General features: G+C 57.3%; 19 protein-coding genes and 1 riboswitch. Of the genes, 7 read left to right on the top strand and 12 right to left on the bottom strand.

Annotated elements, in window-relative coordinates; translation table 11 throughout:
• Positions 1 to 232: 232 nt before the first annotated feature.
• The 5 genes from WFK59_RS13530 to pgi form a co-directional block, all read right to left on the bottom strand.
• Positions 233 to 2323 carry a YjbH domain-containing protein gene (locus tag WFK59_RS13530; protein ID WP_233985592.1) on the bottom strand — a complete coding sequence of 697 codons (2091 nt, stop codon included), beginning with the start codon at positions 2321 to 2323 and terminating at the stop codon, positions 233 to 235.
• A complete protein-coding gene (locus WFK59_RS13525; RefSeq protein WP_233985591.1) occupies positions 2323 to 3066 on the bottom strand; it encodes a capsule biosynthesis GfcC family protein in 744 nt (247 codons plus the stop codon). The genes WFK59_RS13530 and WFK59_RS13525 overlap by 1 nt, the downstream gene beginning before the upstream one ends.
• Positions 3063 to 3710, bottom strand: a complete 648-nt coding sequence (locus WFK59_RS13520; protein ID WP_336755980.1) for a YjbF family lipoprotein — start codon at positions 3708 to 3710, stop codon at positions 3063 to 3065. The genes WFK59_RS13525 and WFK59_RS13520 overlap by 4 nt, the downstream gene beginning before the upstream one ends.
• A 193-nt stretch (positions 3711 to 3903) precedes the next feature.
• A complete protein-coding gene (gene yjbE / locus WFK59_RS13515) occupies positions 3904 to 4152 on the bottom strand; it encodes an exopolysaccharide production protein YjbE (RefSeq protein ID WP_233985589.1) in 249 nt (82 codons plus the stop codon).
• Positions 4153 to 4719: 567 nt separating this feature from the next.
• Positions 4720 to 6366 carry a glucose-6-phosphate isomerase gene (gene pgi, locus WFK59_RS13510; RefSeq protein WP_336755979.1) on the bottom strand — a complete coding sequence of 549 codons (1647 nt, stop codon included), beginning with the start codon at positions 6364 to 6366 and terminating at the stop codon, positions 4720 to 4722.
• A gap of 402 nt (positions 6367 to 6768) precedes the next feature.
• Positions 6769 to 6962, top strand: a riboswitch (Lysine riboswitch).
• A 116-nt stretch (positions 6963 to 7078) separates the two neighbouring features.
• On the opposite strand from pgi, the gene lysC reads away from it, so the two are divergent.
• The 3 genes from lysC to panS all read left to right on the top strand — a co-directional run bounded on the left by lysC (position 7079) and on the right by panS (position 10445).
• Complete coding sequence (lysC, locus tag WFK59_RS13505; RefSeq protein WP_233985587.1) at positions 7079 to 8431, top strand: lysine-sensitive aspartokinase 3; 1353 nt, start codon at positions 7079 to 7081, stop codon at positions 8429 to 8431.
• A 222-nt stretch (positions 8432 to 8653) separates the two neighbouring features.
• On the top strand, positions 8654 to 9346 hold the full coding sequence (aqpZ, locus tag WFK59_RS13500) for an aquaporin Z (RefSeq protein WP_336755978.1): 693 nt from the start codon (positions 8654 to 8656) through the stop codon (positions 9344 to 9346).
• Between the two features lie 181 nt (positions 9347 to 9527).
• Entirely contained in the window at positions 9528 to 10445 is a 918-nt protein-coding gene (panS, locus tag WFK59_RS13495; RefSeq protein ID WP_094122128.1) for a ketopantoate/pantoate/pantothenate transporter PanS, read from the top strand.
• Between the two features lie 82 nt (positions 10446 to 10527).
• Here the strand turns inward: panS and WFK59_RS13490 are convergent, their stop codons facing one another.
• From WFK59_RS13490 to WFK59_RS13465, 6 genes are all read right to left on the bottom strand, one after another.
• Positions 10528 to 12153, bottom strand: a complete 1626-nt coding sequence (locus WFK59_RS13490) for a Na/Pi cotransporter family protein (RefSeq protein WP_233985585.1) — start codon at positions 12151 to 12153, stop codon at positions 10528 to 10530.
• A 110-nt stretch (positions 12154 to 12263) separates the two neighbouring features.
• Positions 12264 to 13256 carry an ABC transporter ATP-binding protein gene (locus WFK59_RS13485; protein WP_233985584.1) on the bottom strand — a complete coding sequence of 331 codons (993 nt, stop codon included), beginning with the start codon at positions 13254 to 13256 and terminating at the stop codon, positions 12264 to 12266.
• A 2-nt stretch (positions 13257 to 13258) separates the two neighbouring features.
• Positions 13259 to 14044 (bottom strand): ABC transporter permease, encoded by a 786-nt coding sequence (locus WFK59_RS13480; RefSeq protein WP_233985583.1) that lies wholly within the window; start codon positions 14042 to 14044, stop codon positions 13259 to 13261.
• 11 nt (positions 14045 to 14055) lie between these two features.
• Entirely contained in the window at positions 14056 to 14901 is an 846-nt protein-coding gene (locus WFK59_RS13475) for an ABC transporter permease (protein WP_233985582.1), read from the bottom strand.
• Entirely contained in the window at positions 14898 to 15710 is an 813-nt protein-coding gene (locus WFK59_RS13470; protein ID WP_336755977.1) for an alkaline phosphatase family protein, read from the bottom strand. The genes WFK59_RS13475 and WFK59_RS13470 overlap by 4 nt, the downstream gene beginning before the upstream one ends.
• 20 nt (positions 15711 to 15730) lie before the next feature.
• Positions 15731 to 16792 (bottom strand): ABC transporter substrate-binding protein, encoded by a 1062-nt coding sequence (locus tag WFK59_RS13465; RefSeq protein ID WP_336755976.1) that lies wholly within the window; start codon positions 16790 to 16792, stop codon positions 15731 to 15733.
• 215 nt (positions 16793 to 17007) lie between these two features.
• On the opposite strand from WFK59_RS13465, the gene WFK59_RS13460 reads away from it, so the two are divergent.
• From WFK59_RS13460 to ubiA, 4 genes are all read left to right on the top strand, one after another.
• Positions 17008 to 17715 (top strand): UTRA domain-containing protein, encoded by a 708-nt coding sequence (locus WFK59_RS13460; protein ID WP_336755975.1) that lies wholly within the window; start codon positions 17008 to 17010, stop codon positions 17713 to 17715.
• A gap of 71 nt (positions 17716 to 17786) precedes the next feature.
• Positions 17787 to 18197, top strand: a complete 411-nt coding sequence (gene psiE, locus WFK59_RS13455; RefSeq protein ID WP_094122135.1) for a phosphate-starvation-inducible protein PsiE — start codon at positions 17787 to 17789, stop codon at positions 18195 to 18197.
• Between the two features lie 86 nt (positions 18198 to 18283).
• The gene (gene ubiC / locus WFK59_RS13450) at positions 18284 to 18796 is read left to right on the top strand and encodes a chorismate lyase (protein WP_262287793.1); all 513 of its coding nucleotides are present in this window, start codon (positions 18284 to 18286) and stop codon (positions 18794 to 18796) included.
• An 11-nt stretch (positions 18797 to 18807) separates the two neighbouring features.
• A complete protein-coding gene (gene ubiA / locus WFK59_RS13445) occupies positions 18808 to 19692 on the top strand; it encodes a 4-hydroxybenzoate octaprenyltransferase (RefSeq protein ID WP_336755974.1) in 885 nt (294 codons plus the stop codon).
• 284 nt (positions 19693 to 19976) lie between these two features.
• Here the strand turns inward: ubiA and plsB are convergent, their stop codons facing one another.
• Entirely contained in the window at positions 19977 to 22400 is a 2424-nt protein-coding gene (gene plsB / locus WFK59_RS13440) for a glycerol-3-phosphate 1-O-acyltransferase PlsB (RefSeq protein ID WP_233988234.1), read from the bottom strand.
• Between the last annotated feature and the right edge of the window lie 13 nt (positions 22401 to 22413).

The raw sequence follows: 22413 nt of genomic DNA, 5'->3' as shown, positions 1-22413 counted from the left end.
GCGTGGCGTTCTGGCTCAACGTCACGCCTCAGCGCTGCGGATAGCCCTTTCAGCGGCGCTCAGGCCTCTACCATCGTGCCCTTTTTAACAACACGCACTCAGGCCTCTACCATCGTGCCCTTTTTAACAACACGCACTCAGGCTTCAGAGCAGGCCAGCCCCTGAACGGCACCAGACTGCATTATCACCTGTCGCTCAACTGGCGCGCATCAGGCCTGGTGCCGCGTCCTGCTTAATTGAAACGCGCGTCGCGATCGGAGGTTAAATCATACAGCTGGTACTTACGGCCCAGCATCTGACCACCATCACGCGTCAATGGCACCCAGTTAACCTGCGCACGACCGCGAGTTGGGGTCACGGTGAACAGATCCATCGGGATGGAGATGTAGAACCCTTTGGTAAAGTCACCTTCGCCATACTCTTCAGACGACACGTTAGTTTTGGTGGCATAGACGCCCACCATCACACCGCTGTCGAAGCGTTTCGACACGTCTACCGTGACACCCTTATCTTTCGCCAGATACTGACCGACGCTGGTTTTCACCAGCACATCCTGCATGAACCACGGACGCCAGTAAGCGGTCAGGTTGCCGGTTGAGGCTTTGTAACGGGTAAACTCCATCATGTTGTCCCAGTCACGCTGCCGGACATAGTTGGCATCAACGCCCACTGCCCAGTTAGCATCAACCGGACGATAGAGCAGCTCGCCGCCCACGCCGCCATACATGGTCTCAAGATAACCGCCATACAGCTGACCATAGAAGCCATTACCGAGGTGGCCCATATAGTTGGCCTGCAGGTCGTTGACGTAGACGTTGTTCTCAACGTAGTCGCGGATATGGGTCCGCACGCGTGGCAGGCTGGAATCCGCCGGTGCGCCGTTGTAGTTGAACTTGTCATAGTTGTTGGCGAGGTTACCGAACAGGCTACCGCCCACCAGCAGGTGATCGGTCAGCCAGTAATCAGCGTTAGCCATTACGCCAACCTGATACATGTAGAAGCTTTCCGGGCCGCCTACCGACTGATTGAGCACCGGCGACAGACTGTAGTTCAGGCGATCTTTACGAATAAACATCCCCTGTTCGGTCTGGCCGGGATCGACCGGATTTTCACGCGTCTGCTGCAGCGGCTGTTCATGGCCCAGCGGATAACCGGCCAGCGTATTATGCAGGCTGGCAACCGGCGTCACGGTGGTGACCTGCGGCATATTGAAGCGGGACTCGGTGACGCTGATGGTATCAATGTCCGCTGGCAGGTGATTCATGACGATGCGGTTAGCGCGATCGACCCCTTCCTGCGTATCACGATATTTGGTCTGCTCGCCGGAAACATACAGCGTGTGGCCTTTGGTCTGAATACGTGGACCGTCGAGTCCCGCATTGTACTTCAGCTCCGTCAGCTGATTACCGACCACGGTTGGCTCCAGCAGCTTCGGCTGAGGCTGCGGGTTATAGGCCGGTTTCTCGCTGTCGATATGCGCCTGGCGCAGATCGTTAAAGTTGGTGCGGATGGTCACGCCAAACATAAAGGTGTTGCCGCGCTCGTAGCTGGCATTGATATCGGCCCAGTCGGTGACGCGATAGATCGCCCCGACGTTAACCTTGCTGTTCTGCGTCAGCCGGCCGGCGAAATCATCCTGATAATCGTTGCCTTCATACTCCATCTTCAGCCGCAGCGGCTGCCACGGCGTCTGATACTCGACGCCGCCAAAGAAGGCCGTCGGGCCATGGAACATCTGCGAGCCATTGATCGATCCGGCTTCGCCGACCCGCGGACGCTGACAGTAGCTGTCGCTGTAGGAGCAGAACGGGTTCTTAACCGTGCCGCTGTTGCCGAGATAACCCCAGCCGAGGCCGAGCGTAAAATCAAATGGACCCCAGGCTTTGCTGGCGACCAGATATTCACTGTCGAACAGGCCGGTACCGCCAAGATCGCGGGTACCCAGCGCCACTTCCGGCAGCCAGAAACCTTCCTGCCACAGACGCAGCTTCAGATCGAAGGCTTTATCTTTGTAGCTCTGGTTGCCACTGAAGTCTGACACGGCGCTGTACCGGCGGGTGCGCACGTCGGTGTAGCGCACGGTGGTTTCCAGCCACGGGAACAACTGCAGCGACGCGGAGTAATAGCGGTACTGATCGTTGTCGCGCGCGTTCAGGCTGAACTCGCCCTCTCTGGCCATGCGTGCCGTCGGTACCTGCATCAGGCCAACGCCACCGAAATCAGATTGTGAAGGTCCCACCGGCGCGGGCCAGGTTTCCGCCTGCGCCTGACAGGCTGTCGCCACAGAAACAGCCAACAGGCTGAAGAGATAACGTTTTTTCATCAGTCTGGTATCCGGTGAGTCAGAACGGAAAGGATGCGGTTATTCAGATCGTCATAGTCGCCGGGCAGGCTCCACGATGAGAAGCCAAGCCAGATAATGCTGCCAGGCTCTACTTCGGCGTGACGGTGGTTCCAGTAAGCAACCGGCACCTGCTGCGTCGCACCTGAAGGCGCGATAACCGTGACAAAATTTCGTTCCGCGCCAGACAGGCGTGCGTGATCGGCCAGATAGTCGCGTACCGACCGGCCCGGTTGCCAGCTCACCTTACCCGCGCCGGCGATGGCACCCAGCAGTAACACGGAATCCGATCGGGTTTGCAGATAAAGGTCGTAGCTGCCTTCAAGACGGCGATTGTCGGCCGGATGCAGACGCACCCAGTCGGGGTCGAGCGGGGTGAACTGACGGCCGGTGACCTTTATCGTACTGAGCTGGTGGATCACTTCATCAATCGCGGCGGCACGATCGCCACTGCTGTCGGCTCGCCAGGCGCGTAACTGGCCCAGCGTCTGCTGATACTGCTGCTGCGCGACGGCGCTGGCGCCGCGTTCCGCAATGACGCTGCTGCGCCAGTCGATCGATTGCTGAAGTGCGGGCTGGCTGACCAGCTGCGCCAGATCGGCGACCTGGCTGAGCTCTGCCTGCGCGCCGTTGTGCGGTGCATGGACCGTGACCTGCGCAGCGGCCTGCGCGCCTGAAGTGCTGAACAGACTCAATCCGGCCAGCAGGAGTGTAATTTTTTTCATGATTTCGCCGGCTTCAGAATGGTGGTCTCTACGGGGAAGGCATCAGCCGCCAGCATCTGATGGGCCTGCACCACATCGCCGCTGCTGTTGTCGATCCAGAAGGTGTTTTCCCACTCGCGGTTGCTACTGTCGAGGCTCACCTGCTCATGCCAGACGCGGCAGGCGATGCGGTTGCCCGCGACGGTCAGCACTTCATCGGTGCCGCGCTGGAAGGTGGAGCGAATCGTCCCGCCGCGGACATTGCCCTGTTCGGTCCACTGCACGATGCGGGTCCAGCTGGCACCGTTGCGGAGGTGCAGGCTGTCCGCCAGCGGATCCTGCTGCAGATTAGTAACGCTAAGCAGGTTATCAGGCAGCCCCAGGGTTTTAACCAGCCGGCCGTGCTGTGTCACCAGCATCGCCTGATCCTGCGTCACCCATTTCTGCTGGCCTGCTTCGTTGTAGCCAAGCACCACGAAGATTCGCGGGCCGTCATTGAGGCGGGCATAGAGGCTGGCATAGGGCAGGGCATCGACCTGCTGGTCGGTAACGGTGACGTCATCCGGCCCGTTAACGGCCAGCATGAGGGTCTGTTCAAGGCCTTTTTGCGTTTGTGTGCAGGCCTGCAGCAGCAGGCAAGCGAGCAGCAGAGGAAGTTGGCGCACTGTGTGTCCCTGATAAGTCATGCCAAAGTAAAAATAACCACACAGGCGTGTGGTTATGTTTAAAGGTCCTATACCCGCAGAGTTCGCGTTCCAGCGCAGCGTGCTGCATGGCTTAGCCGATCACTCACCGAGGTCAGTGGTTCCGCCGTGGCCGCTCAGCCTCTGTCTGGTCCCCGAACGCATTGGGTATCCATCAACGAGTGGTACTCGTCGTGGTCGTGGTTGTTGTACCGGTATTTGCACCGTCACCGCCGCCAGAAGCAGCAATGCCGAGCCCGACTAACGCGCCAAGTGCGCCGATACCGACAGCGGTTGACGTGCCAGCGGAGATAGCTCCCGCCTGCGCGCCAGCTGCGGCACCCGCTTCTTCCGGCGCTGCGAAAGCACTGGAAGAGACAGCAACGAAAATCAGGGCTGCACCGGCAACCATGGTTTTTTTCATAACAACGTTTCCTGCATTGAGTGAATGAAGGATTTCTGACCCGCAACACTCGCCGCGCAGAGCAGAACGCGGCAAACGCCACAGGCAGTCCCATTGCGGGCGCGTTCAGTATAGGGCAACAAAATACCAGAGTTCAGCAGGGGAAAAAGCAGGGGAACGGGCAGGAAAAAATGGCGGGATAATAAGCCAGTTTGAATTTAACACCTTTTTATATCGGAAGATTTCGGGTTAATACCGGATATTTCACCAGGGATAAAATAGATGCAAAGCGGATTGTTCTTTTTTAGTTATATTTGGTACGGAATAAGAATAATCAGAATTTACTCAGGATTGCTAAATTTTAAACTCATTAAAAATCAACAGGTAACTATTAGTTGGTTCGCGTTTCAGGTCCAGTTTAAACTGGATTCCGGCGATGCTGGCCAGGTTATGTTCAGAATTATCTTAGGTCATTTTAAGAATTATCCAACCGAAGCGGGGTAATAATAAGCGGGAAATTAGCCTGGGCGGGCAAAAAATCGGCAAAAAAAGGGCGGCACTGATGCCGCCCGGAGCAAATACCACAGATTAACGCCAGGATTTATAGCGGTTAATTAAGGCATTGGTGGAGCTATCATGAGTGGTAATTTTCTCGTCATTTTCCAGCTCCGGCAGAATACGGTTTGCCAGTTGCTTACCTAATTCCACGCCCCACTGATCGAAAGTGAAGATATTCAGGATCGCGCCCTGCGTGAAGATTTTGTGCTCGTACAGCGCAATCAGCGCGCCGAGGCTGTAAGGCGTGATTTCACGCAGCAGGATGGAGTTGGTCGGACGGTTACCTTCGAAGACCTTGAACGGGACGATATGCGCCACCGACTCGGCCGATTTACCCGCATCGGTAAACTCTTTCTCTACCACTTCGCGTGACTTGCCGAACGCCAGCGCTTCGGTCTGAGCAAAGAAGTTAGACAGCAGTTTTGGATGGTGATCCGCCAGCGCATTGTGGGTGATCGCCGGTGCGATAAAGTCACACGGCACCAGCTTGGTACCCTGATGGATCAGCTGATAAAACGCGTGCTGGCCATTGGTGCCCGGTTCGCCCCAGATAATCGGGCCAGTCTGGTAATCCACCGGATTGCCATCGCGATCGACATACTTGCCGTTCGACTCCATATTTCCCTGCTGGAAATAGGCGGCAAAGCGGTGCATGTACTGGTCATACGGCAGAATCGCTTCGGTTTCTGCGCCGAAGAAATTGTTGTACCAGATGCCAATCAGCGCCAGCAGCACCGGCAGGTTCTGTTCGGCTGGTGTGGTGGCAAAATGCTGGTCCATCGCATGCGCGCCGCTCAGCAGCTGTTCGAAGTTATCGAAACCGATAGAGAGAATGATCGACAGGCCAATCGCTGACCAGAGTGAGTAACGTCCGCCAACCCAGTCCCAGAATTCGAACATATTGTTGGTGTCGATACCAAATTCGCCAACCGCTTTGGCATTGGTTGAGAGCGCCGCAAAGTGCTTCGCCACATGCTGCTGGTCACCGGCCGTTTTCAGGAACCAGTCACGCGCGCTGTGCGCATTGGTCATGGTTTCCTGAGTGGTAAAGGTTTTTGACGCCACCAGGAACAGCGTCGTTTCCGGGCTGAGGTCTTTCAGCGTTTCGGCGATATGGGTGCCGTCAACGTTGGAGACAAAGTGCATGTTCAGGTGGTTTTTGTAAGGACGCAGCGCTTCCGTCACCATGAAAGGACCCAGGTCAGAACCGCCGATGCCGATGTTCACCACGTCGGTGATCGCTTTACCGGTATAGCCTTTCCATTCGCCGCTGATGATGCGCTCTGAGAAGCCCTTCATCTTATCCAGCACCGCATTGACCTCAGGCATCACATCCTTGCCATCGACCAGAATCGGCGTGTTGCTGCGGTTGCGCAACGCAACGTGCAGCACCGCACGTTCTTCGGTGCGGTTAATTTTCTCACCCGAGAACATAGAATTAATCGCGCCGCTTAAATCGGTTTCTTTGGCCAGCGCCTGTAATTTGTCGAGGGTTTCCTGAGTGATGCGGTTTTTGGAGAAATCCACCAGCATCTGATCATCAAAGGTGGCAGAGAATTTGGCAAAACGATCGGCATCCTGGGCAAACAGGTCGGCAATTTCCACCGATTTCATCTGCTCAAAATGCTGTTGCAGCGCTTTCCAGGCTGCGGTTTGTGTCGGATTGATATTTTTCATGGCAACACTCTTGTTGATATTAAGAACCGTCATTCCATCGGGGGCACATCGTACCCGGTTAGCGTTTCAGTATGACCACAGTTGCTACTGAAAGGAAAAATTTTGTCACCCGCCGCCGGATGAGCCGGACCTGGGCGATGGCGCGTCTGCGCGGCACGCCAGCATTGGCTGGTGCGAATCGCCTGTTATTTCATGCCGCAAAAGTGTGGCGTGAAGGCGGCAATAAATCCTTGTGCCGTATCAGTGATTGTTGCACTGGCTGAAGCCTTTTAGCACTCTAGTCGCTGCGCGGCGGGTAAATTTGTTTTACGGTGCGCCGCAAAGCAAAAATCTGACGGCCGCTGAGATTGACAGCAGGGCCAGAAACCGATAAATGTATGCGGCTACTTGCGCACCCGTGCGCAAGCCAGAAGAGGCGCGTCGCCCAGGCAGTGTGTTGGAGGAACCGTATCCGGTGAAAACACATGATGGGGAGCGACGCCGAGGTGGGTTAACACGCGGTGTGTTGCCTGTCGGCTACAGGGGCTGAATCCTCTGGGTTGTCACCAGAAACGTCCACAGTCGGACGTTTCGCAAGGTGGGGCGCTTCTGGGTGACTCGTCTACCCGATCTGGTCTGCCCGTTTCTGCTCTTTCCTTGTGCCTGGCTGAAAAAATGTTTCCCGACCGCATTATCGCCGGCGAGAACAAGATAACCTGACACGAGGTCATACATGTCTCAAACACTGATTGTGGCAAAATTTGGCGGCACCAGCGTTGCCGATTTTGATGCGATGAACCGCAGCGCCGACGTGGTGCTGAAAGATGCCGGTACCCGTCTGGTGGTGCTCTCCGCTTCGGCAGGCATTACCAACCTGCTGGTGGCGCTGGCAGAAGGTCAGCCGCTGCCACAGCGTGCCGTCCTGCTGGATGATATCCGCCGTATCCAGTATGCCATTATCGATCGCCTGCAGCGCCCCGATGTAATCCGTGATGAAATCGATCGGATGATCGACAACATCGCCATGCTGTCGGAAGCCGCCTCGCTGGCGACCTCCCATGCGCTGACTGATGAGCTGGTCAGCCACGGCGAGCTGATGTCGTCGCTGCTGTTTGTCGAAATTCTGCGTGAACGCCAGGTCAATGCCGAATGGTTTGACGTGCGTAAAGTGCTGCGTACCGATGACCGTTTTGGCCGGGCAGAGCCGGATGTGACGCTGCTGGCGGAGCTGGCGCTTGCCCAGTTGCAGCCGCGCGTGGAACAGGCGCTGGTGATCACTCAGGGCTTTATCGGCAGCGAAAGCAAAGGCCGCACCACCACCTTAGGGCGTGGCGGCAGTGATTACACGGCGGCGCTGCTGGGTGAAGCGCTGAAGGCGGCGCGGGTGGATATCTGGACCGACGTGCCAGGTATCTATACCACCGATCCACGCGTGGTACCGACCGCCAAGCGCATTGATGAAATTACCTTCGAAGAAGCCGCTGAAATGGCGACATTTGGTGCCAAGGTGCTGCATCCGGCTACGCTGCTGCCGGCGGTGCGTTGTGATATTCCGGTGTTTGTCGGCTCCAGCAAAGATCCCGAAGCAGGCGGGACTCGCGTCTGCAACGAAACCCGCAATCCTCCGCTGTTTCGCGCACTGGCGTTACGCCGCAAGCAGACGCTGTTGACGCTGCACAGCCTTAACATGCTGCATACGTTTGGTTTCCTTGCCGAACTTTTCAATATTCTGGCGCGTCATAACGTCTCTGTTGACCTGATCACTACCTCTGAAGTCAGCGTGGCGCTGACGCTCGATACCACCGGTTCCACCTCAACCGGCGACAGCCTGCTGACTCAGGCGCTGCTGACTGAGCTCTCGTCGCTGTGTCGGGTTGAAGTCGAAGAGGATCTGGCACTGGTGGCCATTATCGGCAATCAGTTGTCGAAAGCCTGTGGCGTCGGTAAAGAGGTATTTGGCGTGCTTGAGCCGTTTAACCTGCGGATGATCTGCTACGGCGCCAGCAGCTACAACCTCTGCTTCCTGGTGCCCGGCACCGACGCGGAAAGCGTAGTCCGTACCCTGCATCACAATCTGTTCGAATAACCGCAGACCGGTTTGCCGGTCGCCCTGGTGCGATCGGCAAAGCTGCCTCTTCCCCCCGCGATAAGCCGCCTGTTTTTACCCTATAAAATACAATGCCCTGAGCTGTTTCATTGCCAAATGAAGCTACCTTTCTCTGCGCATTTTGTGTACTTCCGTTGCGCTGCTGTTTTGCAGATTTATAATCCCGCCGCTGAATCAATTCACCCATTTTTAGGAAATAACATGAAAAGGTTAGTGGCAGAGGCGCTGGGCACCTTCGTGCTGGTACTGGGCGGTTGTGGGAGTGCGGTACTGGCGGCCGCCTTCCCCGGCCTTGGTATTGGTTTTATGGGCGTGGCGCTGGCGTTCGGGCTAAGCGTACTGGTAATGGCCTACGCGGTTGGACATATTTCCGGTGGCCATTTTAATCCGGCGGTGACGCTGGGCCTGCTGGCCGGCGGACGGTTTCCGGCGTCACAGGTCATCCCTTACATCATCGCCCAGCTGGTGGGCGGCATTGCGGCAGGCGCCGTGCTCTATCTGATCGCCAGCGGCAAAGGCGACTTTAACGCCGCCGCCAGCGGATTTGCGGCGAATGGCTACGGTGAGCACTCACCTGGTGGCTTCAGCCTGTTGGCGGGCATGATTACTGAAGGCGTCCTGACGGCGGTCTTCCTGATTGTCATTATGGGTGCGACCAGCCAGCGTGCGCCTAAAGGATTTGCCCCGATCGCCATCGGCCTGGCGCTGACCCTGATCCATCTGATCAGCATTCCGGTGACCAATACCTCCGTCAACCCGGCGCGCAGTACCGCCGTCGCGCTGTTCCAGGGCGACTGGGCGCTGTCTCAGCTGTGGATGTTCTGGCTGATGCCGATTATCGGTGCCGTGATTGGTGGTGTGATCTACCGCGTTTTAGACGAAAAAGCAGCGTAATTTCTTTAATTATCGGCGGATCGGCAGCAGTCGATCCGCATTTTCCTCTCTGACCCCATCTGCGCCTTACGCCGTGATAACGAAATGTTATGATCCCGCCTTCGCTTGTGCAGTCGTTCCTGCCTGGCGTAACTCTATGGCAAACCTGCAAAACATAACATTCTTATAAGGAAGTCTGGCTATGCTCGCCACCGTCACCCGCCTGTTCCCGCTGTGGGCCGTGCTGTTATCTGTCGCCGCCTATTTCTCTCCCGCGACGTTTCTTGGTATCGGTCCGTGGGTCACTTACCTGCTGATGCTGATCATGTTCGGCATGGGTGTCACGTTGAATATCGACGATTTCAAACGGGTGTTGACCCGGCCTGCGCCGGTGATTGCCGGTACCTTCCTGCACTATCTGGTAATGCCTCTGGCCGCATGGGGATTAGCGAAACTGTTTCATATGCCGCCCGATCTGGCTGCCGGTATGATTCTGGTGGGCAGCGTTGCCAGCGGCACTGCCAGTAACGTGATGATCTATCTGGCGAAGGGCGACGTCGCGTTGTCGGTCACCATCTCCTCAGTTTCCGCGCTGGTCGGGGTGTTCGCCACGCCGCTGTTAACCCGTTTCTATGTGGATACCCATATTCAGGTGGATGTGGTGGGGATGCTGCTGAGTATCGTGAAGATCGTGGTGATCCCAATCAGCCTCGGCCTGATCATTCACCACAGCATGAACAGCGTGGTGCGCCGGGTCGAACCCTGGCTACCGGCGTTCTCCATGGTCTGCATTCTGTTGATCATCAGCGCGGTGGTAGCGGGCAGTCAGGGCTTTATCGGATCGGTCGGATTAATGGTGATCGCGGCGGTGATCCTGCACAACGCCATTGGCCTGCTTGGCGGCTACTGGGGCGGCAAGCTGTTTGGCTTTGATGAGTCAACCTGCCGCACGCTGGCGCTGGAAGTGGGAATGCAAAACTCCGGCCTGGCCGCCACGCTGGGTAAACTCTACTTTTCGCCGCTGGCGGCGCTGCCTGGCGCACTCTTCTCGGTCTGGCATAACCTCTCCGGCTCGTTGCTGGCTGGTTACTGGTCAGGTAAGCCGATCAAGAAGAAATAAGTCAGGCGCCGCAGGTCAGCGCTGGCATCATGCCGCGCCGGGAAGCTCATCTCCCGGCGCAACCCGTCGCCTGAACCCTCCATTACTCGTAATCGCGCTCATCGTCCGGCTGCTCCAGCACGGTATAGGCGACGCTGCAAAACAGCGAATTCAGGCGTTTCATATCACCTAGTAAGCCCAGATGCAAAGAACTGGTCTCAATGCTCTGCACGTTCTGCTGATGCAGACGGTCAACGTGGGCATGAGAATAGCGACGAATCATCAGGCGGAAGCGATGCTTAGCGCGGCGCAGGCGTTTGGCGCTGGTGACGTCATGCGACAGAAACACCGACAGGCTCATACGCAGATTGGCGATCAGCAGCTCCTGTAACGTCTCCAGCTCTTTCAGCCCTTCGGCGGAGAAAGCGCGACCCGCTGCCAGCGATTTGTCGGCCACGTCGCCGCTCATCCGCTCAATGATGTCACCCGCCTGCTCCAGATTCAGCGACATCTCAATGATTTCACCCCAGCGGCGCGAATCTTCCGCTGGCAAATCCTCTTTCGGCATCCGCGCCAGGTAGAGTTTAATGGCGGTGTAGAGCACATCGACATCATCATCCAGCCGCCGCACCGTGCGCTCTTCGCGCGGCTCACCGTGCACCACTTTATTAAAGGCTTCCAGCATCTGTTCCAGCACATCACCCATACGCAACGCCTCCCGGGCAGCGTTGACCAGCGCCAGCGCCGGGGTATCGAGTGCGCTGCGGTCGAGATGTTTCGGTTTCAGGTGCAGATCGTTTTCAACGTCGTCAGAAATAAGCCGGCGGCACAGGCGCGCCATCAGGTCGGCAAAGGGCACCATCGCCACACAGCGGATCAGGTTGTAAAACACGTGGAAGAAGATCACCAGCTCTTCGTCATTGACCGGCAGCTTATCCAGCCAGTCCGCCACCAGATTAACGAACGGCAGGATCAGCGCGCAGCCAATCAGCTTAAACAGCAAACTGCCAAGGGCCACACGCTTGCCCGCCGCGTTAGAGCCGCTGGCGTTGATCATCGCCAGTAAGCCACTACCGAGATTGGCCCCTATCACCAGACAGAGCGCCACTTTAAACGAGATCACGCCGGTGGCGGTGAGCGTGGCGGTAATCAGTACCGCCGCCAGGCTGGAGTAGCTGATAATGGCAAAGACTGCGCCGATCAGCGCATCCAGCATGATATCGCCGGTCAGGCTGGAGAAGAGCACCTGTACGCCGGAGGCCTGAGTAATCGGCCGGGCGGCTTCGACAATCAGCTGCAGCGCCAGCAGGATCAGCCCCAGGCCGATACTGGCCCGGCCAAGCTGACCGGCCCGCGTCTGCTTGCGGCTGAGGAAAAAGACCACGCCAAAGAAGATGAACAGCGGCGACAGCCAGGAGAGATCAAAGGTGAGGATACGTGCCATGATGGCGGTGCCGACATCCGCGCCGAGAATCACCACCAGCGCCGGCGTCAGGCTGACCAGATTCTGCGCCACAAAGGAGGTCACCAGCAGCGTGGTGGCGTTACTGCTCTGTACCAGCGTGGTGACGCCGATGCCGGCCAGAAACGCCATCGGTTTTTTCTCTACGCTGCGGCTCAGTACCCTGCGCAGATCGGCACCGTAGACCCGCATAATGCCGGTACGCACAATATGGGTTCCCCACACCAGCAGGGCTACCGCAGAGAGTAAATTAAGCAGGGTTAACACGTCGCGATGCTCCTCGACCATCAGGCTTTAAGCAGCACAGACTGCCAGCCTGACGGAGAGTGCAATCTGTGAAGGGGATTGCCGTGCTTTGCGTGATTTTTTCCTGTGTTTTAAGCCACCTGGCGCAAAGTCGACATCTCTAACTGTAGACCAATCTGCTGGCCGTCGGGGTGTAAATCGGCGGCAGATCGGTTCAGCACATCGACAGCGAGCTCCACGCCCTGCGCCCGGATACGATAGCGAATCACGTTGCCGAGCAGGCTGTGGCTGAGGATTTCAGCCGGAATGCCGAGCCCTGGCGCGACGAACTGCATCGACTCGGGACGAATAGCCACCTGGCTGTGGAACGGCTGGCCGGTTAACTGCGTCGCCTGTTCGGCGCTCAGCAGGTTGTAGTTGCCAATAAAACCCGCGGCAAACAGATCGACCGGCTGGGTATAGAGCGCTTCGGCATCGCCATTCTGCACAATTTTGCCGCGGTTCATCAGCACAATGCGGTCCGATAAGGTCAGCGCTTCCTCCTGATCGTGGGTGACGAACAGGGTGGTGAGATTCAGCTCGCGCTGGATACGCCGGATCTGATCGCGCAGGTGACGGCGGATGCGCGCATCCAGCGCTGACAGCGGCTCATCCAGCAGCAGCAGGCGCGGACGGGTCACCAGCGAACGTGCCAGCGCCACACGCTGACACTGCCCACCCGACAGCTGATGTGGATAGCGACGCGCATAATCGGTCAGTTCGACCAGCTCCAGTACCTCCTGCACCCGCTGGCGAATTTGTGCCTCGGGCAGCTTCTGCATCTTCAGGCCAAATGCGACGTTCTTCTCCACCGTCATGTTGGGAAACAGCGCATAGCTCTGAAACACCATGCCGATGGCGCGCTTCTGCGGAGCCAGCGGCACGATATCTTTGCCCGCGATAACGATCTCGCCGCTGTCGACCCCGGTTAAACCAGCCAGACAGCGCAGCAGCGTCGATTTGCCGCAGCCGCTGGGACCGAGCAGGGTGACAAATTCCCCTTCGTCGGCACTGAAATCGATCTGTTCGAATATCGTCGTCGGTCCATAGCGCTTATTCAGCTGTCTGACCTCAAGGTAGCTCATTCTCAGCCTCGTTCAGGGTTCAGGGCGTTGGCCAGCCAGGTGACCAGCAGCACCACAAAGAAGTAGGAGATCACCAGCGCGCTGGTGAAGTGACCGCTGCCGTTACGCATATTGAACAGATAAACCTGCAGGGTTTCATAGCGGTTACCGACCAGCAGGTTAGCGAAGACAAACTCGCCGATCAGGAACGAGAAAGAGAGCAGAACGGCAATCAGCATTCCTTTGCGCAGATTCGGCAGCACCACCCACAGCGCCGCCTGCCAGGTACTGGCACCCAGCAACTGGGCGGCATCTATCAGCTCTTTCAGGTTGATCGCCTGCATATTGTTGGCCAGCGCACGGTAAATAAACGGCAGAGCGATAGTGAAATAACAGCCAATCAGGATCCACGGCGTGCCGGTCAGCATCAGCGGAGACGAAGAGTAAAGCTGCAGCAATCCCACCGAGGAGACCACCGGCGGAACAGCGAACGGCATCAGGATCAGAATGTTCATCACCGCATCCAGCCGGGGATAGTAGTAAGCGATTACAAACATGGCAGGCAGCACCAGCACTAGCGAGAACAGCAGGGCGCCAAAGCAGATCAGCAGGGAATGACCCAGGGCCGTCAGAAACCGGCTATCGCTCCACAGCTGGACGAACCATTTCAGCGTGTAACCCTGTGGCAGAAGGGTATTACTCCAGTCAGACGACAGCGCATAGAGCAGCGTTGCCAGCAGGGGCAGGGCCAGCACGATAAACAGTAACCAGACCATCACCCGATGATAGAGATGTTCGGCGCGGGACATGACGGCTCCTTTCATGGCTGTTTCGCATTGAGGTAGCTACGGCGCACCAGATACTGCTGTACCAGCGTGATCAGCGCCATAATGGCCACCAGCAGCATCGCCAGTGCGCTGCCGGTGTTGGGATCGAGCGAGATATCCCCTGACACCAGCGCAGCGATACGCACCGGCACCACGTTAAAGTTACCGGTGGTGAGAGCATAAATGGTGGCGTAGGCCCCCAGCGCATTCGCCAGCAGAATGACAAAGGTTCCCAGCAGCGCCGGGAACAGAATCGGCAGGCCGATATGCCACCAGTAGCGCCAGCGGCTGGCGCCCAGCAGGGCGGCGGACTCCTGCCACTCGCGTTTCAGCCCATCAAACGCCGGATAGAGCAGCAGCACGCCCAGCGGGATCTGGAACCAGGTGTAAACCAGCACCATGCCGTTGCGCGAAAACAGCCTGAACGCATCAATGACGCCATAGTGGCGCAGCAGCAGGGTCAGAAAACCGTTCAGCCCCAGCAGGATCACAAAGGCGAACGCCAGCGGCACGCCGGCAAAGTTGCTGGTCATATTGGTAAACGAGATCAGGAAGCGCTGTAGCCGACCGCCGCCGAGCTGATGCAGCGAATAGCCGGTCAGCAGCGCAATCAGCAAGCCATAGACGCTTGACCAGAAAGAGATATCCAGCGAAAAGCGAAATGCCTGCAGATAGAAGGGTGACGTCAGAATATCGTGATAGTTATCCCAGCCCCAGCGGGTGTTCATTTCGCTCCAGAAGCTGTTGATGGCAATCCACAACAGCGGTGCCAGCTGAAAGGCGACCCAGAACAGGGTAAAAGGCAGTAGCAGTAGCAGGGCTAGTCCTCTTCCCTTCATAGTCGCCGCTCCGCCAGCAGCCCGCGACAGAGCGGTTTATCGTGCGCGACGCCGAGCAGTTCGCACAGGGTGCCACACAGGTCAGTCTGCTGCGGCAGTAGATCAGGTTGCTGCGAGAACGCCGCACCAAATACAAACAGCGGCACCTGGGTCTCTTCCGGCAGGATACCGCCGTGGGAGCGATCGTCGTTCATGCCATGATCGGCGGTCACAATCACCTGATAGCCCGCTGCCAGCCAGCCTGGCATCCAGAGCGACAGCAGACCGTCGGCGATGCGCGCCCGGTTGCGGTATTGCGCGGAGGAGAGTCCCGATTTGTGACCGGCATCATCGATATTCATCGGATGAATCAGCAGGAAGTCCGGGTCATGGCGCAGCCGCAGGCTTTCGGCATCTTCAAACAGATGGGAGTCGGGATAGCTGTCATCAGAGTAGAAATGTCCGTACTGAATCGGCAGTTCCGGCGCGTCGGTGTGACGATCGCGCGCCGGAACAAAGGGCGTCCGGTTATAGAGTTCACTCACCCAGTGGTAGGCCGCCGCCGCGGTCGTCAGCCCGGCAGCACGCGCATAGTGAAATACGCTGCGCTCGCGGCTTAATCGGTTGACGCCGTTATGAATAATGCCGCTTCTGACCGGCGTAACCCCGGTCAGAATACACTCATAAAGCGGACGCGACAGCGAGGGAAGTTCGCAGGTCAGACGATAATAGTGACCGTTGCCCTGGGCACATTCGGCGTGCAGATAGCCCATTGCATACTGCGCCACCTGATTGCTCAACCCGTCCAGCACCACCAGGATAGTCTTCATTCCGTTCTCCTTGCCGCGCTTTACTGCTGCATATTGATAACGACGTTTTCCTGCCACAGACGCGGCAGCATTTTCGAGGACTTATCCCAGGCGGCCTGATCCTGAATCGGACGGGCATTTTTGTATTCAGACTGCGGCAGCAGACGAGCCTGAACGTCGACTGGCAGCGTCAGATGTTCCGCACGAATCGGACGGGCGTAACCCTTCGCCAGATTGATCTGACCCTGGTCTGAGAAGATATATTCGCGCGCCAGTTTGGCGGCGTTCGGGTGTTTCGCATATTTGTTGATGATGGTGGTATAGCCGGAGGTGACCGAGCCGTCTGACGGGATCACCACTTCGTAGCGATTTTTGTCGATCTGGTCGCGATAGTTGAGGCCGTTAAAGTCCCACACCACCGCCATCTGAACTTCACCTTTTTCGATGTTGGCAATCACCGGATCGGTAACGCCAAGGCGACCCTGTTTCGCCAGATCGCCGAAGAAGGCCAGCGCCGGTTTCAGGTTCTTCTCATCGCCGCCTAAAGCGTAGTTTGCTGCCAGTACGCCATTCGCCGCCTGAGCAGCCACGCCCACGTCACCGATAGTAACCACATACTTACCTTTTTTCAGATCGGCCCAGCTGTGCGGGATATCTTTCACCTGCTGCTTGTCGATCAGGAAGGCGATGGTGCCGGTATAGGCCAGCGCCCAGTTCCCCTCTTTGTCTTTAGCCCAGTCGGGGATCTGATCCCAGTGCGTGGGTTTATAAGGCTGAGCGACGCCTTTCGCCACCGCTACCGGGCCAAATGCCGCGCCGACATCGCCGATATCGGCGCTGGCGTTCTCTTTCTCGGCATCAAATTTCGCCAGCTCCTGGGCCGATGACATATCGGTGTCGCTGTGTTTAAGGCCATATTTGCTGCTGATATCGTTCCAGGTATCTTTCCAGTTGGCCCAGCTGTCCGGCATGCCGACGCTGTTAATCTGACCTTCACTGCGCGCGGCTTTTTCCAGCGCGGCAAGGTCGTTATCGGCGGCCTGCGCAACGGGCAGGGCGAGCACTACAGCACTGGCTACTACAGAGGCGATAAACGCTTTCATCTCAGTTGCTCCGGGTGTAAGTTGATGGGCCTGACTGGTCTAGTCCAGCAAGAACCGAGCCAATGTAGCCCCTGTATATGAACGATTTATGACAAAGCGATACTGTGCGGGGATGACGGAAGGCCAGCGCTCATCCTCCGCCAGTTTCTGGCAAGGGCTGAGGCGCGCATCTGAACGGTCACAGTGCGGAATCGCACCAAAATGAGGCTACTGTTGTGGAGTCGATAGCACTCAAAACGGCGGACGTGATCGCCAGCGCCTTACTCAGCCGTATTCAGGCGGGTGAGTTCAGCGGCGGGCGACTGCCTGCGGAACGCGCGCTGAGTGAGGCGTTCAGTACCACCCGCATCACCCTGCGTGAAGCCTTAGGCAAGCTGGAGGCGCAGGGCGTGATCTACCGTGAACTGCGTCGTGGCTGGTTTATTGCGCCGCCAAGGCTGATCTACAATCCGCTGCATCACAGCCATTTTCATGCCATGGCAAGCGAGCAGGGGCGCCAGGCAACCACCGAGGTGATTGCGGCTGAACAGGTTGCGGTGCAGGGCGCGATAGCGACAGCACTGCTGTTGCCAGCCGGAACAACGGTGTACTGCATTCGTCGGCTTCGGCGCATTGACGGCCGCGCGGTGCTGTATGTGGAACACTATCTTAATCCGCGTTTTTTCCCCGGCCTGCTTGATGAAGATCTCACCCGCTCACTGACCGATCTCTATGACCAGCGCTACGGCATTCGCTACGGTGGCGCGCGCTTTACCATTCTGCCAGGCCCGTTGCCAGAGATCGCCGCGCCCGCGCTGAACGTTGCCCCTGGCAGCCCGGGCTTACTGATTACCCGGATTAACCGCGATCGGCAAAAGCAGGTCATTGATTGTGATTGCGAATACTGGCGCTACGATGCGCTGTGTGTTGATGTCGAAGCCTAAGCGCCATATTGTGATTCAGGTCACGCTCACGCATGATAGCGTCCGCTAATAACTCTCTTCTGAGGCGCTACATGAGTGACAAAAATCCGCTGGCCCGCCACCTTGCGACCGTACTGCAATGGGTGCTGAATCTGGGCCTGCTTAGCCTGGCGATTATCCTGATTGTCTTTCTCGGCAAAGAAACCATTCACCTGGCGAACGTACTGTTCAGTACCGGTGAAGAGTCGTCTTCCTATCTGCTGATTGAGGGAATAGTGATCTATTTCCTCTATTTTGAATTTATTGCGTTGATTGTTAAGTATTTTCAGTCTGGCTATCACTTCCCGTTACGCTATTTTGTCTATATCGGTATCACCGCAATTATCCGCCTGATCATTGTCGATCATAAAAATCCCTTCGATACCCTCTGCTATTCCGCCGCGATTCTGATTCTGGTGGTGACGCTGTGGCTGGCGAACAGCAACCGCCTGAAACGCGAATAAACCCGCTGCCGTCTGCAACGACGGCAGGTGTTCATCGCGCGACTCTGCGTTAAACTGGCGCCCTGAAAATTATTGGGAGTGGTGCTATGTCGCAAGACGCACTCAGCTTATTACGTGCGCTCAACTGGCTTTCACCGACGCAGGCCGCGCTTGCGCCGTCGCTGCTTGACTGGCTGATGGAGGAAGATTCCATGACCCGCCGTTTCGAGCAGCATTGCCAGCAGGTGACGGTAGAGCCGATACGTGAAGGCTTTATTGACGCCAGCGAGTTAGACGATGAACAGGCCCTGTTACCGGACGATAAACGCTTCTGGCTGCGCGAAGTGCTGCTGTTCGGCGACGGCGTACCCTGGCTGGCTGGCCGCACGCTGGTGCCGGAAAGTACCCTGAATGGCCCGGAAGCGATGCTGCAGCAGCTGGGTACGCGCCCGCTGGGCCGTTATCTGTTCTCCTCATCAACCCTGACCCGTGATTTTATCGAACCGGGCAAAGTTGATGCGCTGTGGGGACGTCGCTCGCGTCTGCGGCTCTCCGGCAAACCGCTGCTGCTGACGGAACTGTTTTTACCGGCTTCGCCGCTTTATCGCGACCTGGCCTGAGGAATCCTGTGGTGGAAAAGAGCTTACATATCAATAAATGGCAGGCCTACAGCCGCCTGATGCGCATTGATAAACCGATCGGCACCTTACTGCTGTTGTGGCCCACCCTGTGGGCATTATGGCTGGCTGATATGGCGATCCCGCCGCTGCCGGTGCTGCTGGTGTTTGTTGCCGGTGTTTTCGTGATGCGTGCAGCGGGCTGCGTCATTAATGACTTTGCCGACCGTAAGGTGGATGGACACGTTGAGCGAACGAAACATCGGCCTTTAGCCAGTGGCGCGGTCACCAGTCGGGAAGCCAGACTGCTGTTCGTGGTACTGGCGCTGGTGGCATTTGCGCTGGTGCTGACCATGAACCTGATGACGATATTGCTCTCGGTGGTCGGTCTGGCGCTCGCCTGGGTTTATCCGTTCATGAAGCGCTATACCCATCTGCCGCAGGTGGTGCTGGGTGCCGCGTTTGGCTGGGCGATCCCGATGGCCTGGGCTGCGGTTAGTGAGTCCTTACCGCTGGTCTGCTGGCTGGTGTTCTTCGCCAACATCTGCTGGACCGTGGCTTATGACACTCTCTATGCGATGGTGGACCGTGACGATGATGTGAAGATTGGCGTCAAGTCGACCGCGATTCTGTTTGGTCGTTTCGACAAGTTAATCATCGGTCTGCTGCAGCTGGCGACGCTGCTGCTAATGGCGTGGGTCGGTATGCTGCTGCAACTCAACGCGGCCTTTTACTGGACGCTGATACTGGCTGCTGCTCTGTTCGTTTATCAACAGAAGCTGATCGTCCGGCGTGAGCGCCCCGCCTGTTTTAAGGCTTTCCTGAACAACAATTATGTCGGGCTGGTACTGTTCCTCGGCGTACTGATGAATACGCCGCCGTTCAGCCAGCTGTTCTGATAGGGGATTCAGGCACCAAAAAGGCGATCCGGGAGGCCGCCAAACCCGATGCAGGATGAATCCGACAGCAATGGATAAGCTCAACGCGCAGGGAATACGGGCAGAAGAGGAAAGCGTCCCGCGCCAGGGAGGCCGCGGCCCGAGCAGTCAGGGATGACGCTTTTGCGTCTTTCCGATCTGACCGTGTTCCCTGAGCAGGCACCGTCTCAACGCGAATCTGACCAGACCTGACCTATAAAAAAGGCGACCTCATGAGGTCGCCTTTTTACTGTACGCTTGTTGTGTCAGTCGTGTGCCACGGCGCTTTCAATGGTCATGCGCACATCGCTGGTGACCAGGTCCGCCAGTATATGCCAGGTCGCCAGCGTCTGCACCACATCGGCATCGCCGCTGTCGCTGATATACCCTTCATCACGCAGCGTCAGCACCAGCGAGGTAAAGACCGCTTTGTCGAAGAACTCCGGCGCGTTGATACCGTGCAGCACCGACAGACGTTGTGCCAGTGTGCGGCTCTCTTTTTCCAGCGTCCCGCGGTTAATCGCCGGCTTCGCACTGAGAATCGAGAAGGTGATGGCATAACGCTGGAGCGTTTCACGCACCCCGGCAGCCAGCAGTTGTAGCGTACGGTAACGGGCCGCCGTAAAGCGCAGCTGGCCATCATCCAGCGTAATCAGGCCCTGACGCGCCAGTTCCTGACTGAGTTCCGTCAGCAGCTGCGGCAGCTCATCGGTCTGCCAGCGCAGGAACAGTTCGCTCTTCAGCATCGGGTAGATCAGGCTCACCTGGCGCAGCAACTCAGCTTCGCTCAGTGTCTGGTGTTGTTGCACAATGGCGGCGATCAGCGACGGCATCACCAGCATGTGGTGAATGTTGTTGCGATAGTAGGTCATCAGCACGGCCTGCTCACGCGGCAGAATGATGATGTCGCCAATGCTGTCTTTCTCGCTTTCAAACTTATTCATGCCCATCGCGTGGTCCAGCAGCGCCTCAGCGGAGAGGTCAGGGACGGTGGCATTGGCAGAGTAAGGCACATTACGCAGCAGCTGGGTATAACACTCAAGCTGCTCAATCAGCTGTTCGCGGGTAAGTGAGCGCTGACGTGAGGCGAGCAGCGCGGTCACGCACAGGTTCATGGCGTTGGCCGCGCCCGCTTCATTGATGCGCACCATCAGGCTCGCTGCGATGTCATTGACGGTCGGGGTTAACCAGCTGGGACGCTGCGGCTCAATCGGATCGATGGCGTCACGCCACTCCGGCACCCGCTTGTTAAGGTAGTTAACCAGCGGCAGCGGTTCGCCAAAGTTAACGTAGCCCTGGCCGAGGTTACGCAGCTTACGCAAGCCGTGCACCATCTGCATGAAGCCTTCTTTCTCTTTCGCCGCGCCGCGTAGCTCTTTAGCGTAAGTCCCGACTTCCATCACGTGCTCATAACCGATGTAAATCGGCACCAGGGTAATCGGGCGATTACCGCCGCGCAGCATCGCCTGCAGGGTCATCGCTAAGGTCCCGGTTTTCGGATCGAGCAGACGACCAGTGCGGGAACGACCGCCTTCAACAAAGTATTCCACCGAATAGCCGCGGGTGAACAACTCGCCGAGATACTCACGGAACACCGTGGCATACAGCTTGTTGCCTTTAAAGGTACGACGAATAAAGAACGCGCCCAGACGACGGAAGATCGGTCCGGCTGGCCAGAAGTTGAGGTTGATACCGGCGGCAATGTGCGGCGGCACCAGTCCCTGATGATAGAGCACGTAAGAGAGCAGCAGGTAATCCATGTGGCTGCGATGGCACGGCACATAGACGATTTCATGTCCATCCTGCGCCAGCTGACGCACTTTTTCGCCGCCGTTAACGTTGATGCCCTGATAGAGACGGCTCCAGAGCCAGCCCATCACGCGATCCGTCACGCGGATCGCTTCATAAGAGAAGTTCGCCGCAATCTCTTCCATCATCTCAACCGCATTCTGCTGCGCTTTTTCATGGGAGATTTTTTTGCTGCGGGCTTCATCTTCGACGGCTTTTTCAATCGCTTTAGACTGCAACAGGCGATTAAACAGATCCTGACGTGCCGGTAAACGCGGGCCAACCGCCGCCAGACGCTGACGGGCAAAGTGAATGCGCGCCACCCGGGCCAGTTTCTGGGCGATCGATTTGTCGGTGCCGTGCTCGGTCGCCATGCGGCGCAGCGAAACGGTCGGCGAGAAACGGACAAAACTGTCGCGTCCGTGCCAGATCACCGCAAAGAACTTTTGCACGCCGTTCAGTACCCGCAGGTGCGGTGCATCTTCGCCCTGAACCTCACGGCCTGGCGCACGACCAAACATCACCGTCACCGGCAGCATCTGGATATCCAGTTTGGGGTTATTGCGATGCAGGTCGAGATAATCGTGAAAAATCTTCACCGATTCGACGCTGGGCACAAAATAGGGGAAGACGCGCGGGCCATCGTGGATAAAAACGTGGCGCGGCAGCAGTGAACCATCAATCTCCAGCGGAGAGAGCGGGTCGGGCAGATGATGCCGCAGGCACTGCGCGCGTAAAGTCAGTAAGTCGGCCTTCGAATCGTAAGGCAGAACGTACATAATGGGCCGGGTCGGGTCCAGACCATGTTCAGAAACGGGATCGGCCGGAATGGCCTTACTCTTTACCAAAAACGACAGTGGTAAATTCAGTAATTTGTAATAAAGTTTACGCCAACCTGACATAGACAACATGAAG

This window comes from Pantoea sp. USHLN298 (assembly GCF_037149395.1).
Taxonomy (GTDB): Bacteria; Pseudomonadota; Gammaproteobacteria; order Enterobacterales; family Enterobacteriaceae; genus Pantoea; species Pantoea astica.
The sequence above is the reverse complement of the archived record's forward strand: the minus strand, read 5'-3'. Positions and strand labels throughout refer to the sequence as shown.

Coding starts and splice junctions, on each gene's coding strand:
- WFK59_RS13530 (WP_233985592.1), bottom strand. CDS start 2,323: ATGAAAAAACGTTATCTCTTCAGCCTGTTGGCTGTTTCTGTGGCGACA.
- WFK59_RS13525 (WP_233985591.1), bottom strand. CDS start 3,066: ATGAAAAAAATTACACTCCTGCTGGCCGGATTGAGTCTGTTCAGCACT.
- yjbE (WP_233985589.1), bottom strand. CDS start 4,152: ATGAAAAAAACCATGGTTGCCGGTGCAGCCCTGATTTTCGTTGCTGTC.
- pgi (WP_336755979.1), bottom strand. CDS start 6,366: ATGAAAAATATCAATCCGACACAAACCGCAGCCTGGAAAGCGCTGCAA.
- lysC (WP_233985587.1), top strand. CDS start 7,079: ATGTCTCAAACACTGATTGTGGCAAAATTTGGCGGCACCAGCGTTGCC.
- aqpZ (WP_336755978.1), top strand. CDS start 8,654: ATGAAAAGGTTAGTGGCAGAGGCGCTGGGCACCTTCGTGCTGGTACTG.
- panS (WP_094122128.1), top strand. CDS start 9,528: ATGCTCGCCACCGTCACCCGCCTGTTCCCGCTGTGGGCCGTGCTGTTA.
- WFK59_RS13485 (WP_233985584.1), bottom strand. CDS start 13,256: ATGAGCTACCTTGAGGTCAGACAGCTGAATAAGCGCTATGGACCGACG.
- WFK59_RS13480 (WP_233985583.1), bottom strand. CDS start 14,044: ATGTCCCGCGCCGAACATCTCTATCATCGGGTGATGGTCTGGTTACTG.
- WFK59_RS13475 (WP_233985582.1), bottom strand. CDS start 14,901: ATGAAGGGAAGAGGACTAGCCCTGCTACTGCTACTGCCTTTTACCCTG.
- WFK59_RS13470 (WP_336755977.1), bottom strand. CDS start 15,710: ATGAAGACTATCCTGGTGGTGCTGGACGGGTTGAGCAATCAGGTGGCG.
- WFK59_RS13465 (WP_336755976.1), bottom strand. CDS start 16,792: ATGAAAGCGTTTATCGCCTCTGTAGTAGCCAGTGCTGTAGTGCTCGCC.
- psiE (WP_094122135.1), top strand. CDS start 17,787: ATGAGTGACAAAAATCCGCTGGCCCGCCACCTTGCGACCGTACTGCAA.
- ubiC (WP_262287793.1), top strand. CDS start 18,284: ATGTCGCAAGACGCACTCAGCTTATTACGTGCGCTCAACTGGCTTTCA.
- plsB (WP_233988234.1), bottom strand. CDS start 22,400: ATGTCAGGTTGGCGTAAACTTTATTACAAATTACTGAATTTACCACTG.